The sequence below is a fragment of the Myxococcus sp. AM010 genome (assembly GCF_013372585.1).
Lineage (GTDB): Bacteria > Myxococcota > Myxococcia > Myxococcales > Myxococcaceae > Myxococcus > Myxococcus vastator.
This window is the reverse complement of the sequence record NZ_JABXEO010000015.1, coordinates 1-16,062: the sequence shown is the minus strand read 5'-3', so window position 1 is coordinate 16,062 and position 16,062 is coordinate 1. Positions and strand designations below refer to the sequence as shown.

The window sequence follows — 16,062 nt, the reverse complement described above, 5'->3', positions numbered from 1 at the left end:
CGGAACGCGCGCCGCGGCTCAGCTCCCCCGGTACGTGGAGTAGCCGAAGGGGCTCAGCAGCAATGGGACGTGGTAGTGCTCGTCCAGCGCCGTGAGCTCGAACACCACCGTCACGGACGGATAGAAGCCGCGCACGCCGAGCGCCCGGAAGTACGCCCCGGTGTCGAAGGACATCCGGTAGACGCCCGGCTCCACGCGGGCGCCCTGGGGCAGGAAGTCGCGCACGCGGCCGTCGTCATTGGTGACGCCGCGAGCCAGCTGCTTCCATTCGCCCGAGTCGCCTTGCAGCTCCAGGGTGATGGGAACACCGGCCGCCGGCCGGCCCCGGTTCGTGTCGAGGACGTGAGTGGACAGGGTGCTCATGGCGCCAGCAGCTTCTCCAGTCGGATGCGGGTGATTTTCGCCTGCTCACCGGCCGCGATGCGCAGCTCCTCGTCCGGTGCGTTGTCCAGCCGCTCGCGCAAGAGCTCCAGCATCTCCGCCGCGCTCTTGCCCGTGGCGCACACCAGGAAGATGAAACCGAAGCGCTGCTCGTAGGCGGCGTTGCCTTCCGCCAGCCCTTGCAGCACCGCCTCGTCCGCGCCCTGCACCCCGCCCTGCTCCTGCGAGGACCATGAAGCGGTGGACGCGAACTTCGCACGCAGCTGGGACACGTCACCGATGCGCGGGTGATGCGTCATGGCCTCGCGCCAGTCGTCCGGCCCCGTCTGCTTCCAGAGCCACGCCGACTCCGAGAACAAATGCTCCTCGTCGCGAAAGGGCCGTGAACGCACCATGCCGTCCGCCCAGCGGGACGCCCCGCAGCAGCGCATCAGCTCCGCGCGCGCCTCCGACGGCAACATGGCGTTGAGCCGTGTCAGTCCGCTGCTCATGCCGGCCGCCCGTGGACTCGCAGCCGGCTGACGCCGCCGTCGGGATGGATTTTCAGACGCACATGGGTGAAGGGCCCCTTCGCCGCCAGCTCGGCCTCGTAGAAGTGGCGGTGGTGCGCCTGGAGCTTCGTGCGCGGCAGCAGCTCCGTCCACGCGAGCTCATGCGCGTTGGCGAAGTCCACCACCGGCTCGCGCAGGTAGCAGCCTTCAATGGAACAGGAGTCCGGGTAGTTGCCCTTGAAGAAGGCCGTGTCCACCTCCACCCGCTCCACGGTGCCCGGGACGGCGAGCTTCACCACAATCCAGTCGAAGCCCGGCAGCACACGCTTGCGCCGCGTCTCCCAGCCCTCGCCCATGTTGGCGGCGCGCCCCGGAAGGATGAGGTTGTCCTTGGGGCCGAAGAAGGAGTCGTTGCACGCCACCACCGTGCCGCCATTCTCCGCCGCCGCCAGGTCCACCGCGCCGCCGGCGTGGGACAGGCGCGCGGGGTCCGGACGCACCTCGCCATGGACGCGGAAGCGGGCCACGCCGCCATCCGGGAAGATGTTGAGCCGCAGGTGCGTCCAGCGCTGGTCGCTGGCGATGGGGAACAGGTTGCGCGTGCCGCCCTGCAGCTTGAGCTGCGGGAGGATGGGCGTCCAGGTCGCCTCGGCCAGGGCCTCGGGCGTGGGCGATCCCTCCACCTCCAGCGCGTCCACCGAGGCGTACTCGGGGAAGTTGCCGAGGAAGTGGTTGGTGTCGATGTCCACGCCGCGCACCACGCCCGGCAGGCCGAGCTTGAGGATGCACCAGTCGTGGCCCGGCACGCGCTTGCGGCGCGACTCCCAGCCGTCCATCCACTTGCCATTCTCCGTGAACTTGCCGGGGATGAAGATGCCCCGGCCGGGCTTCAGCAGGTTCTCCTTCCCCGCGAAGAACTCATCGCTGGCCAGCAGCGCCTGTCCGCCCACGTTCTCCGCGGCCAGGTCGATGAGTTCGGTGAAGGCGATCCGCAGCTTCCCCTCTTCGGGTGCGTGCATGGTGTATGTCTCCCAAGTGCTTCAAGCAGCGGCGCGCGTCCCCACGGGGCGGCGCACCCAGAGTCCCGACGGGCGCGGCATCGGCTGGCCGCGCTCGAAAACCTTCGTCCCTCGCAGGAACGTCATCTCCACCACGCCCGTCAACGTCCTGCCCGCGTACGGCGTCATCGGATGACGGTGTAGCAGGCGCTGTGGCTCCACGGCGAATGAAGCGTCCGGGTCGAACACCACCAGGTCCGCGTCCGCGCCGGGCGCCAGCGTCCCCTTCACGCCCGCGAGGCCCACCAGCCGCGCGGGGGCCTCGCACATCCAGCGCACCAGTGACTCCAGCCCTAAGCCGCGCCGCTTCGCCTCCGTCCACACCGCGGGGAGGCTGAGCTGCAACGACGAGATGCCGCCCCAGGCCGCGCCGAAGTCGCCGCGCTCCAGGTGCTTCAGCGCGGGCGTGCAGGGCGAGTGGTCCGACACCACCAGCTCGATGTCCCCCCGCGCCAGCCCGGCCCACAGCCGCTCGCGGTTCTCCGCTTCACGGATGGGCGGCGCGCACTTGAAGTGGGTGGCGCCGTCCTCAATCTCCTCCGCCGTGAAGCTCAGGTAGTGCGGACACGTCTCCACCGACACATCCAGGCCCTCGCGCCGGGCCTCGCGCAGCACGGGCAGCGCCTCCGCGGAGGACAGGTGGACGATGTGCACGCGGCAGCGGTGCGCGCGCGCCAGGTCCACCATCATCTGAATGGCCTCGTTCTCCCAGCGCTTCGGACGGGACTCCAGGTAGCCGCGGTACGTGCGGGCGTCCCCACCGGGTGTCAGGCCCTCCACCGGGGACTCCAGCTCCGCGTGGACGATGAGCGGGATGCCCCGGCGCGCGAGGATGGGCATGGCCACGTCGAGCACCTCGCGCGTCGCATGCGGAAACTCCTCCACGCCAGAGGGGCACAGGAAGCACTTGAAGCCGGAGATGCCCGCGTCGATGAGCGCCTCCAGCTCGCCCGCGTTGCCCGGGATGACGCCGCCCCAGAAGGCGTGGTCCACCTGGCAGCGCCCGTGGGCCGCCTCGGCCTTCAGCTTCAGCGCCGCCAGCGTGGTGGTGGGCGGCAGCGAGTTGAGCGGCATGTCCACCACCGTGGTGATGCCCCCCGCCGCCGCCGCGCGCGTGGCCGTCTCGAAGCCCTCCCATTCAGTGCGGCCGGGCTCGTTGATGTGCGCGTGGCTGTCCACCACGCCGGGCATCACCACCTTGTCGCCCACGTCCACCACCGGCAGTCCGGCGGGGAGCTCCGCGTGAGACACCACCGCGGCCACCTTGCCGCCACGCACCACGACCGCCGCCTCGCGCACGCCTTCGCCTGTGACGACGCGCCGGCCGCGCACCACGAACTGCGCTCCACTCATGGCTCGAATTCCTTCTCGTCGTAACCCGCCAGGGACTCGAAGAACGCGTCCCGGTCATCCACGTAGAGCTGCCGCGTCACCCCGGACACGAGCCGGGGCAGGCCGTACTTCATGCCGGAGATGCTCGCGCCCCCGAAGCCCAGCGAGAGCAGGCAGCCAAAGGTGAAGTTGAAGATGCCCTGGAGCCAAGGCGCTTGCCCCGGGTGTTTCTCTTGAAGCTCGAAGTGCGCGCCCAGGTACGGGTGCCGCAGCAGGTCCGCGTGCGACTGCCCCTCGGGCGGGGTGTACCGGTCCTTCCACAGGGCGATGTCGCCGTGGAGGCCCGCCAGCTCCGGGCGCAGCGACAGGTCCGTCACCGTGCCGCTGCCGATGATGAGCTTGTCGAACATGAACTGCCCGTGAGGCGTGGTGACGCGCACCTGCCCGTCCACCTCCTCCGCGCCGAGCCAGGGACTGCCGCCGTGTAGTTGGAACTGGGGAAAGGCCCGCGCCCGGCTGAAGGTGTCCGACGGTGGAAGCTGCCCCATCTCGATGATGCGGTGGATGAAGCGCCAGCGGTCCGCGTCCGGCAGGTCCGCGTGGTGCTTGAGGAAGCCCACGAACTCCGCCCAGCGGTAGGGATTCACATTGGGCAACGTCTTGCGCCGGTAGAAGAGGTGGACCTCGGCCGCGCCGTGCTCCAGCGCCACGGCGGCGTTGTCGAACGCGGACGCGCCGGCGCCGAGCACCCCCACGCGCTTGCCACGCAGGGCCTCGAAGTCGATGGCGTCCCGCGTGTGGGCGTACAGCTCGCGCCGCAGCCCGGCCACCACGGCGGGCACTTCCCAGCGCCCGGAGCCGTCGATGCCCGTGGCCAGCACCACCTTGCGCGCATGGACCACGTCCGTGGTGCCCTGGCGCGTGTCGATGAGCGGGACGGCGAAGCAGTCCTCCTCCGCGCTCCAGGCGATGGCCCCCGCGCGCGCGCCACACCGCACGGGGATTTCGAGCGTGCGGCGGTACCAGTCGAGGTAGTCCGCCCACAGCTCCTTGGGGATTCGGACCACCGCCTCCCACGAACCTTCGCCGTGCTGCGCCTCGTACCAGGCCTGGAAGCAGAGGTTGGGCAGGTTGTGGTCCGGGCCCGTCAGGTGCTTGGGCGTCCGCAGCGTGTGCATGCGGGCGAAGGTCTTCCACGGCCCGGCGAGGCCCTGCTCGCAGTCATCCACCACGAGCAGGTTCGTGACGCGCTCACGCATCAACCCGAAGGCGGCGGTGAGCCCGCTCTGCCCGCCACCAATGACGAGCACGTCCAGCACGGCCTGGCCATCCCGAGTGCGGCGCGGCAGCACCCAGGGCCTGCGTGGGTACTCCAGCTGCTCCAGGTCCTTCCGGATTCGAGCCTCCAGCGCGGTGAGCGCAGGGGCGGAGGGCGACTCGGCGGGGCTCGTGGGGACGCGCATGGGCCACATCGTACCCGCGCACCGCGTCAGCGAGCCAACACGCCCCGGATTGAGGGGGAATTGTCCGAAACCCCAAGGGTTCACTGGAGGTTGCGCCACCTTCCACGCTTCCCCCGCTGGGCTGCTTGGCTATGCTGCGCGCCCTTCGTTTCCGCCCGAGGTGAATCCGCGTGATCAACGCCCATACCCGCGTCCCGCCGCCGAAGAATGAGCCTGTCCTCTCCTATGCGCCCGGCACGGCCGAGCGCCGGGAGGTGCAAGCCGAGCTGAAGCGCATGGCCGGTGAGCAGCTCGACATCCCCGTCATCATCGGCGGCAAGCACCTGCGCACCGGCAAGACGGACACGGTGCGCATGCCACACAACCACTCGCACGTGCTGGCCACGCTGCATGAGGCGGATGCCAGCCACGCGGAGCAGGCCATCCAGGCCGCGCTGGCCGTCAAGGACGACTGGGCGCGCATGCCCTTCCAGTCGCGCGCCGCCATCTTCCTGCGCGCCGCGGAGCTGCTCGCCTCGCGCTACCGCCCCATCATGAACGCCGCCACCATGCTGGGCCAGGGCAAGACGGTCCACCAGGCGGAGATTGACGCCTCGTGCGAGGCCATTGACTTCATTCGCTTCAACGTCGCTTTCGCCGAGCAGATCCTCGGCTGGCAGCCGGAGGCCGCGCACCAGACGTGGAACATGACGGACTACCGCCCGCTGGACGGCTTCGTCTTCGCGGTGGCGCCGTTCAACTTCACGGCCATTGCCCTCAACCTGGCCACCGCGCCGGCGCTGATGGGCAACGTGGTGCTCTTCAAGCCGTCGTCCACCGCGGCCCTGAGCGCCTGGTACATCATGGAGCTGCTGCGCGAGGCGGGCCTGCCCGACGGCGTCATCAACATGCTGCCGGGTGACGGCCCCACGGTGGGCAACCCGGTGCTGGCCAGCCCGCACCTGGGCGGCATCCACTTCACCGGCTCCACGCCGACGTTCAACGCCATGTGGCGCACGGTGGGGGAGAACATCTCCCGCTACAAGCAGTACCCCCGCATCGTCGGCGAGACGGGCGGCAAGGACTTCATCGTCGCCCACCCGTCCGCGGCGGACGACCTGGAGGCGCTCGCGGTGGCCATCGTCCGCGGCGGCTTCGAGTACCAGGGCCAGAAGTGCTCCGCGGCCAGCCGCGTCTTCATCCCCGAGTCCCTGTGGCCCAAGCTGAAGCCACGCCTCCAGGCGCTCATCAGCGAGGTCCGCATGGGGGACGTGTCGGACTTCCGCAACTTCATGGGCGCCGTCATCGACGAGAAGTCCTTCAAGAAGGTCTCCTCGTACATCGACCTGGCCAAGAGCGACAGCGGGGCCAGCATCGTGGCCGGCGGCGAGGTGGACCGGAAGCAGGGCTGGTTCGTGAAGCCCACGCTGGTGCAGCTCGACAGCCCCTCCCACCGCATCCTCCGCGAGGAGATCTTCGCGCCGCTGGTGGGCCTGCACGTCTACCCGGATGCGAAGTACGAGGAGACGCTGCGCGAGGTCGACCAGGCCGCCGCCTACGCCCTCACCGGCGCGGTGTTCGCGAGGGACAGGAAGGCCATCGACACGGCGCTGCGCGAGCTGCGCCACGCGGCGGGCAACTTCTACATCAACGACAAGCCCACCGGCGCCGTCGTGGGTCAGCAGCCCTTCGGCGGTGGCCGCGCGTCCGGCACCAACGACAAGGCGGGCTCGGCCCTCAACCTGGTGCGGTGGACCAGCCCCCGCACCATCAAGGAGACCTTCGTCCCGGCCGTGAAGGTGCCCTACCCCTTCATGGACAACGACCCCAACGAAGGCGCCCTCTGAGGCACGTATGAACGGTCCGTCCCCCGGCATCGCAGGACTGGACACGTACGCGCTGGTGGACGGCGGGTGCCGCGTGGAGGTCATTCCTTCACGCGGGGCCCTCGTCAGCCGGATGTGCGTGGACGGTGACGAGCTGCTGTACCTCGACGAGGCCACCGTCGCGGACCCGGCGAAGAACGTGCGCGGGGGCATCCCCGTGCTGTTCCCCAACGCCGGGCCGCTGCCGGGGGACACCTACTCCGTGGACTGTCAGCGGTACACGCTGCCGCAGCACGGCTTCGCGCGGAGGCTGCCGTGGACGGTGCGGCAGGCGGACGCGTCACGCCTGGTGGTGGAGCTGTCCTCCAACGAGGAGACGCTGCGCCACTTCCCGTGGCGGTTCGACGCGCGGCTGAGCTTCTCGCTGGTGGGTAAGCGGCTGACGCTGGAGTTCGAGGTGGAGAACCAGGACACGCGGCCCATGCCGCTGCACCTGGGCTTCCATCCGTACTTCCGGGTGCCCGACGCGGCGAAGGCGCAGGCGGGCGTGGAGACGGACGCCACGCGCGCGTGGGACAACTGGCGCGGCCAGGACGTGGCCGTCACCGGGCTGGACCTCACCGCGGAGGAAGTGGACCTTCACTTGAAGGACCACTCGAAGCCGGGGACGACGTTGGCGCGGGGCCCCGGGCTCGAGCCCATCCGCCTGTCGTGGAGCCCGGAGTACCGCGTGCTCGTCGTGTGGACGCTGCGCGGGAAGGACTTCGTCTGCGTGGAGCCGTGGACCGCAGCCAAGGGTGCGCTGGCCACGGGCGAAGGGCTGCCGCATGTGCAGCCCGGAGCGCGGGCATCGCTTCGCCTCGCTATCCAGGGCTGAGCCTCAGGCAGGGCCCGGGACCTGCGGGGCGACTCCTGCACCTTGCTGTTCGGAAATGTCGGGACATTTACCGGTCGGTCGAGACCGCCCGCGCAAAACCCCCGACATTTCCAAACAGCGCCCTCCCAGACTCCGGGCCGCCCTCCGAACCTGGCCCCTATCCCGAGGGAGCTCCCGAGCAGCGGGCGCCTGGCCACCATCCGGGCCTGGCCTCTACCCCGTCAGCGTGAGCAGCTCGCCTCGCAACCAGCGGCTGCGCGGGTCCGCATCCGTCTGCCGGTGCCAGTAGACATGAAGCTCCAACGGAGGCAGTGACAGCGGCATCGGCAGGAGGTGGTTGCCCAGCAGCGCGTGCAGCTCCGCCGCGCGCCGCCTCGGCATCGTCAGCAGCAGGTCGGAGTCCGCGACGAGCTTGAACGCGGCCTCGTAGTGTTGGCAGCGGACGATGACGTCCCGCTGGTAGCCCAGGCGGCTGAGCACCAGGTCCTCCACGGCCAGCCCGGTGCGACGCGAGGACACGGTGACGTGCCGGGCCGCCATGTACTTCGCCACGTCCAGCCTGCGCCGGCTTCGGCTCACCACGCAGAAGGTGTCTTGCAGCAAGGCCGTGCGCTTCAGCTCCGCGCCGGTCTGCTGCTCCACGTCGATGGAGAGGTCGACCCGCCCCGACGCGAGGTCCCGCTCCAGCCGCGCCCGGTCGAGCCGGACGCTGGAGATGCGGACCTCCGGCGCGTGCGCCCGCAGCCGAGCCACGAGCAGCGGCAGAATCGACGGCTCCAGCACGTCGTTCATCGCCACCGTGAACTGACCCACGTCCCGGCGCGGGTCGAAGCCGCGTCCGCGATGAACCGCCTGCTCGAACAGTGCCAGCGCCTCCCGAATCTCCGGTGCCAGCCGCTCCGCGAACGCCGTGGGCGCCACGCCCCTCCCCTCCCGGACGAACAGCGGCTCTCCCAGCTGCTCACGCAGGCGGGCCAGCGCGTGGCTCACGGCCGACTGACTGAGGAACAGGACCTCCCCCGCGCGCGTCAGGTTCCGCTCCCGGAGCACCACGTCGAAGACCCGGAAGAGGTTGAGGTCCAGCCGGGCGAGCCGCGCCGAATCCTGCACAGGGTTCATGGTGACACATGACCAACATTCACTGGATGCATCAAGGCCCCATGCGCAGGATGGAGGCCATGGACTTCGAGCCCAGTGAGCGAGCCAAGGACTACCTGGAGCGCGTGAAGCGCTTCATGAGCGAGCACATCCTCCCTGCGGAAAGCCGCTACCACGAGGAGCTCCGAGCCACCGCGCAGGGCGGCGACTGGAAGACGTGGCGCGTGCCGCCCGTCATGGAGGAGCTGAAGGCCCAGGCGAAGGCCCAGGGCCTGTGGAACCTGTTCCTCCCCGACGCGAAGCTCGGCGCCGGGCTCAGCACGCTCGAGTACGCCCCCATCGCCGAGGAGACGGGCCGCAGCTTCATCGCCCCCGAGGTCTTCAACTGCAGCGCCCCGGACACCGGAAATATGGAGGTGCTCTGGAAGTACGGCTCGGAGGCGCAGCAGGAGCGCTGGCTGAAGCCGCTGCTTGCGGGGGACATCCGCTCGGTGTTCTGCATGACGGAGCCGGACGTGGCCTCGTCGGATGCCACCAACATGGCGGCCACCGCCATCGTCGACGGCGACGAGGTCGTCCTCAACGGCAGCAAGTGGTGGTCCAGCGGCCTGGGGCACCCCAACGCGAAGGTGGTCATCTTCATGGCCCGCACGCCCGACACCGGCGGGGACCGCCACCACCAGCACTCCATGGTGCTGGTGCCGCTGGACGCGCCGGGCGTGAGCATCCGCCGCATGCTGCCCGTGTACGGCGACTACGACGCGCCTCACGGCCACGGCGAGGTGCACTTCGACAACGTGCGCGTGCCGCGCGACAACGTCATCGCCGGACCGGGGATGGGCTTCGAGATTGCCCAGGGCCGGCTCGGACCAGGGCGCATCCACCACTGCATGCGCTGCATCGGCGCGGCGGAGCGCTCCCTGGAGCTGATGATTGACCGCGGCATGAAGCGCACGGCCTTCGGGAAACCGCTCCTCAACCTGGGTGGCAACCGCGAGAAGGTGGCGGAGGCGCGCATCGCCATCGACCAGGCTCGGCTCCTGACGCTCTACGCGGCGTGGAAGATGGATCAGGTGGGGGCGCTCGGGGCCATGACGGAGATCTCCGCCATCAAGGTCGTCGCGCCCAATGTCCTCCAGAAGGTGGTGGATGACGCCATCCAGCTTCACGGCGGCGCGGGCGTGTCCCAAGATACGCCGCTGGCGGGCTTCTTCGCCCAGGCGCGCAGCCTGCGCCTCGCGGACGGCCCGGACGAAGTGCACAAGGGACTCATCGCCCGCATCGAGCTGTCGAAGCGGGGCTTCTCCCGGAGCTGACGGCCATGGCAACTCAACGCATCTTCATCACCGGTGGTGCCAGCGGACTTGGTAAGGCCATCGCCCTGCGCTTTGCCCGCGCTGGCTGGAAGGTCTGCATCGGCGACGTCAACGACGCCCGAGGCGAGGAGGCCTTGAAGGAGCTCTCCGCCCTGGCGCCCCAGGCCCATCACCTGCGCTGTGACGTGCGGCGCGAAGAGGACCTGCGCGAGGCCCTGGACTGGCTTACGGCCCAGTGGGGCGGCGTGGACGTGGTCATCAACAACGCCGGAGTCGCACAGGCGGGCGCCATCGAGGACGTGTCGATGGACGACTGGCAGTGGATCATCGACATCAACCTGCTGGGCGTCGTGCGGGGGTGCAAGGTGTTCACCCCCGCCTTCAAGAAGCAGGGCCACGGCCACATCGTCAACGTGGCGTCCATGGCGGGGCTGCTCGATGTGCCGCTGATGAGCAGCTACAACGCGACCAAGGCCGCCGTCGTGTCGCTGTCGGAGACGCTGCACAACGAGCTGGCGGAGTACGGCATCGGCGTCAGCGTCGTGTGCCCGTCCTTCTTCAAGACGAACCTGGGTGACTCGCTGCGCACCACGGACCCGCGACTGGGGGCCACCATGGCGCGGCTGCTGGAGCGCTCCGCCATCACCGCGGATGACATCGCCAACGACGTGTTCGACGCGGTGGCCGAGCGCGGCTTCTACGTCCTGCCCCACGCGGATGGCCGCAGGGCCTGGCGGATGAAGCGTCTGCTGCCGCGTGAGCTCTATTCGTGGATGCTGCGCCGGAACACGCGAGGCATGCGCCCCGGCTCGCGGCCGAAGCCGAGCTGAGCCAGAAGGAGCCCACCGATGCCACCGACCGCGACCATCGACCCCGCAGGTGCCGTGCGCCCGGGAGAGGAGCTGAACCTCCCCGCCGTGGAGGCCTGGCTCAAGGCCCAGGTCCCCACGCTGGAGGGCTCGCCGGAAGTCACGCAGTACGCGGGCGGTGCCTCCAACTGGACGTACCGGCTGAAGTACGCCAACCGGGACCTCATCCTGCGCCGCCCTCCCGCGGGGACGAAGGCGAAGTCGGCGCATGACATGGCCCGTGAGTACACGGTGCAGCACGCGCTGAAGCCGGCCTATCCCGTGGTCCCCACCATGGTGGGCTTGTGCCAGGACCCAGCCGTGCTGGGCTCCGACTTCTACGTCATGGAGCGCATCGAGGGGCTCATCCCACGCAAGCACCTGCCCCGAGGACTCGCGCTGGACGCGAAGCAGACGCGGACGCTCTGCCTCAACGTCATCTCCAAGCTCGTGGAGTTGCACGCCGTGGACCCGGCGGCGGTGGGCCTGACGTCACTGGGCAAGGGGCCGGGCTATCCCACGCGGCAGGTGGAGGGCTGGTCGGCGCGCTACGAGAAGGCACTGACGTGGAACGTCGCCCGCTTCCGCTACGTGCGGGACTGGCTCAAGGCGAACACGCCCGCGGACATCGCCACCTGCGTCATCCACAACGACTGGCGCTTCGACAACGTGGTGCTCGCCCCGGAGGAGCCCACGCGCATCATCGGCGTGCTCGACTGGGAGATGGCCACCCTGGGTGACCCGCTGATGGACCTGGGCAGCGCGCTGGCCTACTGGGTCCATGCAGACGACGACTTCCTGCTGCGCTCCACGCGGCGCCAGCCCACGCACCTGCCCGGCATGCTCCGGCGCGAAGAGGTCGTTGAGTACTACCTGGACCAGACGAAGCTGAAGCCCGCCAACTGGACCTTCTACGAGGTGTTCGGCCTCTTCCGGCTCGCCGTCATCGCCCAGCAAATCTACTACCGGTACCACCACAAGCAGACGCGCAACCCCGTGTTCAAGAACTTCTGGGTGCTGGTCAACTACCTCGGCTGGCGCTGCCACCGGCTCATCCGGAAGGGGGCGCGCTGATGGGCGTGGTGTATCTGGTCCGGCACGGCCAGGCCTCGTTCGGCGCGGCGAACTACGACCAGCTCTCGGAGACGGGCCTCGTGCAGGCCCGGGTGCTGGGTGAGTCCCTGCGCGAGCGGCTGCCCCGCGTGGACGCCGTCGTCACCGGCACCATGGCGCGGCACCAGCAGACGGCGGAGGCGTGTCTCGCCGCGCTCGGCTGTGGCACCGTGGCCGTGCGGACGGCGGGCTTCAACGAGTTCGACCACGAGGAAATCGTCGCCCGGCACACGCCGCGCTACGCGGACCCGGACGTGCTGCGAGCGGAGCTGTCCCAGACGGAGTCGCCCCGGCTCGCCTACCAGGCCCTCTTCACCGACGCGGTGGCCCGCTGGGTGGCCGGCCAGCATGACGCGGAGTACACCGAGCCCTGGTCCGCCTTCGGCGCGCGGTGCCGCCGCGCGATGGACGCCCTCATCCAGGAGCTGGGCGCGTCGAAGACCGCGCTCGTCTTCACCTCCGGGGGCACCATCACCGCCATCTGCCAGGAGCTGCTCCGCATCCCCGACGCGCACGCCTTCCGCCTCAACCTGACGCTGGCGAACTGCGGCCTCACCAAGGTCCTCTACAGCGAGCGCGGCCGTTACCTGTCCACGCTCAACGAGCACAGCCACTTCGAGGGCGCCCAGCGCGCGCTGCTCACCTACCGCTGAAGCGGCGCGCCGTCATAGCGGAAGTCCTCCCACGCCAGCATCGCCCGCTTGCGTGAGGCGCCCCAGCGGTACTCCCCGAAGACCCCTGTCTTGCGCAGCACGCGGTGGCAGGGAATCAAGAGCCCCACGGGATTCTCTCCCACCGCCGAGCCCACCGCGCGCATCGCCTTGGGTTTGCCGATGGCGCGCGCGAGGTCCTCGTACGTCGTCACCTCGCCCGACGGCACACGCAGCAGCGCCTGCCACACCTGCACCTGGAAGGGCGTGCCCCGCACCAGCACCGACAAGGGGCTCGCCTCCGAGCCACCGCGCTCCGCCTGGAAGATGCGCTCCAGCCACGGCGCCGTGTCCTCGGCGGACGCCACGAACGTGGCCCGCGGCCACTGCTCGCGCAGCGAGGCGAGCGCCTCCTCCTCTGACTCACCCGTGAGGAAGTGCAGGCCACAGATGCCACGCTCACAGACGGCGAGCAGACACGCGCCGAAGGGTGACAGGTGGACGCCATGGCGCACGGTGAGCCCTTCGCCGCCCAGCTTGTACTCCCCCGGCGTCATCGACGTCAGCGTCACGAAGAGCTCATGCAGCCTGCCGGTGCCCGACAAGCCCACCTCCAGCGACGTCTCCAGCACGCTGCGACGCTCGTCGAGCAGGCGCCGGGCCGAGCTCAGCGTATGCACCTGGATGAAGCGCTTGGGGCTGATGCCCGCCCAGCGCGAGAAGAGCCGCTGGAAGTGGAACGTGCTCAGCCCCACGTGCGCTGCCACGTCGTCCAGGGACGGCTGCTCGCGGGCATGTGCGTCGAGATAGAGGATGGCCTGTTCGATGCGGGCGTAGTCGCTGGATGCCATGCCGATGCTCCTGGGGTGCGCTTCGCGAAAACGTATGTCCGCCAACACATCCTGGAGCAATCCGGTTCTTGCGCTGTCCTCGCGCGCCGGGCGCGCGTTGACATGAGGTGTCATTGTGCAACAACCGATAGCTCCACCCCGCACACCGCCGCAGAAAGGAGCGCCATGCTTCCAGAGGAAGACTTCCTGGCCGCGGAGGAGGCGCTGAGACGGGCCATGCTCGCGAGCGATGTCGCCGCGCTCGACGCCCTCCTCTCCGACGACCTCCTCTTCGTCAATCACGCCGGCCATGTCCTCGACAAGGAAGCCGACCTGGAAGCGCATCGCTCGGGAGCCCTGCGCCTCACGCGGGTGGACTTCACCGACGCACACTTCCGCTACCTCTCCGCGGGCGCCGTGGTCGTCGTCCATGCCGCGCTATCCGGTGAGTTCCAGGGCGCCCCCTTCGAAGGGAACTTCCGCTACACGCGCGTGTGGCAAGTCGTGGACGACGCGCCCCAGGTCGTCGCGGCCCAGTGCACGGCGGTGGGCTGACTTGACTCCCGACAGACGAGCGCTTATCCGTTACGGCCAATGACGTCGCCAAGCGCCATGTGTCGAATGTCGATGCCGGGTGGGCTCTCGCCCTCCAGGTTCGGCTGACGTCCGTCCGCCCCTGGTGAGCCACCGAGCCCATCCACCCGCGAGGGTTGGTGGGCTTCGTCGTTTCTGGACACGCGCCGACCTCTCCCAGCCCTCCGCGCCCTGGAGGGCCTCCTTCCGCATCACCTCCGGAGAGTTCCCGTGCCCACAGCTCACCTCACGTCCGCGCCGCGCCTCTTCGACGTCTCCCTGCCCGATTTGACGCTGGAGGCGGGCGCCCGAATCACGAACCACCTCGTCCGCGGTTGGTGGTGGGGCCCCGAGGAGGACGTCCCCTGGCTCGAGTCGCGCGCGCGCGTCCTCTCCGAGGACGAAGCGCAGGCGAGCGCGCTGCGCATCGTCCGCCGCGCCGTGGCCGAACAGCAGGCGCTCGCGGCCGAAGCGCGCCACCGGGGCCCAGCCCGAGCCCCCACGTCCGTCCCCACGGTGCTGCTGGTCCACGCGCTCACTGGTGACATGCGCGCGGGCGGCCAGGGCGGCTGGTGGGAGCCGCTCATCGGCCCAGGACGCGCGCTGGACCCGTCCCGCGTGCGGCTCCTGTGCTTCAACAACCTGGGCTCCTGCTACGGCACCACGGGCCCCGCCGACGAGGGCTTCCCGCCGCGGACGGACGACGCGCGCTTCGGTCCACCGCTGCCGCTGCCCAAGGGCGACCTGCGCCTGGACGAGCACCGCCTGCCCGCCACCGTCACGCCGTGGGACCAGGCCCGGAGCATCCTGCTGGCCATGGACGCGCTGGGCCTGGACGAAGTGGCGCTCGTCACCGGCGGCTCCCTGGGCGGCATGGTGGTGCTCTGCCTCGCGGCGCTGGCGCCGGAGCGCTTCGCCCGCATGGCGCCCATCGCCACCACGGAGTCCGCCTCCGCGTGGGTGGTGGGCCTCAACCACGTGGCGCGGCAGGCCCTGCTGATGGACCCGGGCTTCCCCGAGTCCCCTCGCCGGGGCCTGGAGCTGGCCCGTCAGCTCGCGATGCTCACCTACCGCGCGGAGCCCGGCCTGGACGCGCTCCAGGGCCGCCCCTCGGCGTGGTCCTCACGCGCGCTGCACCCGATGCACAGCTACCTGGAGTACCAGGGCCAGAAGCTGGAGAGCCGCTTCGATGCGCGCGCGTACCTGGCGCAGCTGGGCGCCATGGACCACCACGACGTGTCACGCTTCCCGGGAGGCGGCCTGGCCCGCATCCGCGCGAGCGCGCTGTGCGTGGGCATCGACACCGACCAGCTCTTCTTCCCCAGCCACATGGCGGCGCTGGCCCGGCGGCTGCGCGAGCACGGCCTCCACGCCGAGCACGCCACGCTGTCCAGTCAGCATGGGCACGACGGCTTCCTGTTGGAGTGGGACGCCATGGCCGTCCTGCTCGCGCGGGCGCTCGCCCTGCCCACCGCCAGGGGCCCGAAGCACGCCTTCACGCGCTGGCCGGAGGCGCGCCCCGCCCTCAGCCCACCTTGCGGGACGAAGGCGTGACCACGGCCACCGCTTCGTGATGGGACCACAGGGGCGGCTCGGCCTCGTGGGTGAAGGCGCGCAGCCGCCGGTACTCCGGATAGGACGCCTGGAGCGACAGCACGTCTCCAGGCCGGATGACCTCATCCCCCTGCGGGTGGAGCCGCTCCTCGCCATTGCGTTGCAGCGACAGCGCCAGGCAGCCGAACCTGTCCCGCACCTCGGAGATGGTGAGGCCCGGCAGGCCCAGGCGCGCCTCGAACAGCGAGACGACCATCAGGTGCTTCGCCAGGTGGAACGAGTGGACGATGCGCGGGTCCATGGCCGCCAGCGCCATGGCCGGGGCCGCCAGCGACGAGCTGGAGAGCGCCTCCGCCTTGAACGTCTCCCGCACCTTGCCGCTCAGGTCGTCATCGAACAGGCGGATGACCACGCGGATGTTCGGGTTCAGCTTGCGCGCGTCCAGGGCGATGTTGAGGTTGGCCAGGTCATCATCCGTGGCGCAGACGATGGCGGACGCGTCCTTCACGTTGGTGCGAGGCAGGCACAGCGGGCTGCGCGTGTCGTCGATGAGCAACGGCACCCGCTCGTCGCGCAGCGCGGACACGAAGGCCGCGTCCTCGCGCTTCTCCACCACCACCACGTCCTTGCCCATCTCCCGCAGCTGCGTCACCACGCGGTAGCCCACCCGCCC

16 protein-coding genes are annotated in these 16,062 nt (G+C 70.0%); 8 read left to right on the top strand and 8 right to left on the bottom strand.

What is annotated here, in order from left to right; translation table 11 throughout:
- Nucleotides 1–18: 18 nt before the first annotated feature.
- The 5 genes from uraH to HV826_RS10430 are packed head-to-tail and all read right to left on the bottom strand — an operon-like array spanning nt 19 to nt 4,725.
- The gene (gene uraH, locus HV826_RS10450) at nt 19–363 is read right to left on the bottom strand and encodes a hydroxyisourate hydrolase (RefSeq protein WP_176416860.1); all 345 of its coding nucleotides are present in this window, start codon (nt 361–363) and stop codon (nt 19–21) included.
- Complete coding sequence (gene uraD / locus HV826_RS10445) at nt 360–872, bottom strand: 2-oxo-4-hydroxy-4-carboxy-5-ureidoimidazoline decarboxylase (RefSeq protein WP_176416859.1); 513 nt, start codon at nt 870–872, stop codon at nt 360–362. The genes uraH and uraD overlap by 4 nt, the downstream gene beginning before the upstream one ends.
- The gene (gene alc / locus HV826_RS10440; protein ID WP_176416858.1) at nt 869–1,891 is read right to left on the bottom strand and encodes an allantoicase; all 1,023 of its coding nucleotides are present in this window, start codon (nt 1,889–1,891) and stop codon (nt 869–871) included. The genes uraD and alc overlap by 4 nt, the downstream gene beginning before the upstream one ends.
- A 21-nt stretch (nt 1,892–1,912) precedes the next feature.
- On the bottom strand, nt 1,913–3,283 hold the full coding sequence (gene allB, locus HV826_RS10435) for an allantoinase AllB (protein ID WP_176416857.1): 1,371 nt from the start codon (nt 3,281–3,283) through the stop codon (nt 1,913–1,915).
- Complete coding sequence (locus HV826_RS10430) at nt 3,280–4,725, bottom strand: SidA/IucD/PvdA family monooxygenase (RefSeq protein ID WP_176416856.1); 1,446 nt, start codon at nt 4,723–4,725, stop codon at nt 3,280–3,282. The genes allB and HV826_RS10430 overlap by 4 nt, the downstream gene beginning before the upstream one ends.
- A 170-nt stretch (nt 4,726–4,895) precedes the next feature.
- On the opposite strand from HV826_RS10430, the gene pruA reads away from it, so the two are divergent.
- Nucleotides 4,896–6,551, top strand: coding sequence for an L-glutamate gamma-semialdehyde dehydrogenase (gene pruA, locus HV826_RS10425; RefSeq protein WP_176416855.1), 1,656 nt, complete (start codon nt 4,896–4,898; stop codon nt 6,549–6,551).
- Nucleotides 6,552–6,558: 7 nt separating this feature from the next.
- The gene (locus HV826_RS10420) at nt 6,559–7,407 is read left to right on the top strand and encodes an aldose epimerase (RefSeq protein WP_176416854.1); all 849 of its coding nucleotides are present in this window, start codon (nt 6,559–6,561) and stop codon (nt 7,405–7,407) included.
- 213 nt (nt 7,408–7,620) lie between these two features.
- Here HV826_RS10420 and HV826_RS10415 read toward each other — a convergent pair whose 3' ends face one another.
- Nucleotides 7,621–8,526, bottom strand: a complete 906-nt coding sequence (locus HV826_RS10415) for a LysR family transcriptional regulator (protein WP_176416853.1) — start codon at nt 8,524–8,526, stop codon at nt 7,621–7,623.
- Between the two features lie 59 nt (nt 8,527–8,585).
- On the opposite strand from HV826_RS10415, the gene HV826_RS10410 reads away from it, so the two are divergent.
- The 4 genes from HV826_RS10410 to HV826_RS10395 are packed head-to-tail and all read left to right on the top strand — an operon-like array spanning nt 8,586 to nt 12,435.
- Nucleotides 8,586–9,821 carry an acyl-CoA dehydrogenase family protein gene (locus HV826_RS10410; protein WP_176416925.1) on the top strand — a complete coding sequence of 412 codons (1,236 nt, stop codon included), beginning with the start codon at nt 8,586–8,588 and terminating at the stop codon, nt 9,819–9,821.
- Between the two features lie 5 nt (nt 9,822–9,826).
- A complete protein-coding gene (locus HV826_RS10405) occupies nt 9,827–10,651 on the top strand; it encodes an SDR family oxidoreductase (protein ID WP_176416852.1) in 825 nt (274 codons plus the stop codon).
- An 18-nt stretch (nt 10,652–10,669) separates the two neighbouring features.
- Nucleotides 10,670–11,743: a phosphotransferase family protein gene (locus HV826_RS10400; RefSeq protein ID WP_176416851.1), complete on the top strand. Its 1,074-nt coding sequence runs from the start codon at nt 10,670–10,672 to the stop codon at nt 11,741–11,743.
- Entirely contained in the window at nt 11,743–12,435 is a 693-nt protein-coding gene (locus HV826_RS10395; RefSeq protein ID WP_176416850.1) for a histidine phosphatase family protein, read from the top strand. Before HV826_RS10400 ends, HV826_RS10395 begins: the two co-directional genes overlap by 1 nt.
- Here the strand turns inward: HV826_RS10395 and HV826_RS10390 are convergent.
- Nucleotides 12,426–13,283 (bottom strand): methylated-DNA--[protein]-cysteine S-methyltransferase, encoded by an 858-nt coding sequence (locus HV826_RS10390; RefSeq protein WP_176416849.1) that lies wholly within the window; start codon nt 13,281–13,283, stop codon nt 12,426–12,428. The genes HV826_RS10395 and HV826_RS10390 overlap by 10 nt on opposite strands.
- A gap of 165 nt (nt 13,284–13,448) precedes the next feature.
- Between HV826_RS10390 and HV826_RS10385 the strand changes: the two genes are divergently transcribed.
- Together HV826_RS10385 and HV826_RS10380 are read left to right on the top strand one after the other, a co-directional pair.
- Complete coding sequence (locus tag HV826_RS10385) at nt 13,449–13,817, top strand: nuclear transport factor 2 family protein (protein WP_176416848.1); 369 nt, start codon at nt 13,449–13,451, stop codon at nt 13,815–13,817.
- Nucleotides 13,818–14,066: 249 nt separating this feature from the next.
- Complete coding sequence (locus HV826_RS10380) at nt 14,067–15,389, top strand: alpha/beta fold hydrolase (protein WP_176416847.1); 1,323 nt, start codon at nt 14,067–14,069, stop codon at nt 15,387–15,389.
- Here HV826_RS10380 and HV826_RS10375 read toward each other — a convergent pair.
- Nucleotides 15,361–16,062, bottom strand: a 702-nt coding sequence (locus HV826_RS10375) for a TrkA family potassium uptake protein (RefSeq protein WP_176416846.1), incomplete at its 5' end; no start/stop codon positions are given. The genes HV826_RS10380 and HV826_RS10375 overlap by 29 nt on opposite strands.

Excerpts from the sequence above, each read along its gene's own strand:
- uraH (WP_176416860.1), bottom strand. The coding sequence starts at position 363 with ATGAGCACCCTGTCCACTCACGTCCTCGACACGAACCGGGGCCGGCCG.
- uraD (WP_176416859.1), bottom strand. The coding sequence starts at position 872 with ATGAGCAGCGGACTGACACGGCTCAACGCCATGTTGCCGTCGGAGGCG.
- alc (WP_176416858.1), bottom strand. The coding sequence starts at position 1,891 with ATGCACGCACCCGAAGAGGGGAAGCTGCGGATCGCCTTCACCGAACTC.
- allB (WP_176416857.1), bottom strand. The coding sequence starts at position 3,283 with ATGAGTGGAGCGCAGTTCGTGGTGCGCGGCCGGCGCGTCGTCACAGGC.
- HV826_RS10430 (WP_176416856.1), bottom strand. The coding sequence starts at position 4,725 with ATGCGCGTCCCCACGAGCCCCGCCGAGTCGCCCTCCGCCCCTGCGCTC.
- HV826_RS10420 (WP_176416854.1), top strand. The coding sequence starts at position 6,559 with ATGAACGGTCCGTCCCCCGGCATCGCAGGACTGGACACGTACGCGCTG.
- HV826_RS10415 (WP_176416853.1), bottom strand. The coding sequence starts at position 8,526 with ATGAACCCTGTGCAGGATTCGGCGCGGCTCGCCCGGCTGGACCTCAAC.
- HV826_RS10410 (WP_176416925.1), top strand. The coding sequence starts at position 8,586 with ATGGACTTCGAGCCCAGTGAGCGAGCCAAGGACTACCTGGAGCGCGTG.
- HV826_RS10405 (WP_176416852.1), top strand. The coding sequence starts at position 9,827 with ATGGCAACTCAACGCATCTTCATCACCGGTGGTGCCAGCGGACTTGGT.
- HV826_RS10400 (WP_176416851.1), top strand. The coding sequence starts at position 10,670 with ATGCCACCGACCGCGACCATCGACCCCGCAGGTGCCGTGCGCCCGGGA.
- HV826_RS10395 (WP_176416850.1), top strand. The coding sequence starts at position 11,743 with ATGGGCGTGGTGTATCTGGTCCGGCACGGCCAGGCCTCGTTCGGCGCG.
- HV826_RS10390 (WP_176416849.1), bottom strand. The coding sequence starts at position 13,283 with ATGGCATCCAGCGACTACGCCCGCATCGAACAGGCCATCCTCTATCTC.
- HV826_RS10385 (WP_176416848.1), top strand. The coding sequence starts at position 13,449 with ATGCTTCCAGAGGAAGACTTCCTGGCCGCGGAGGAGGCGCTGAGACGG.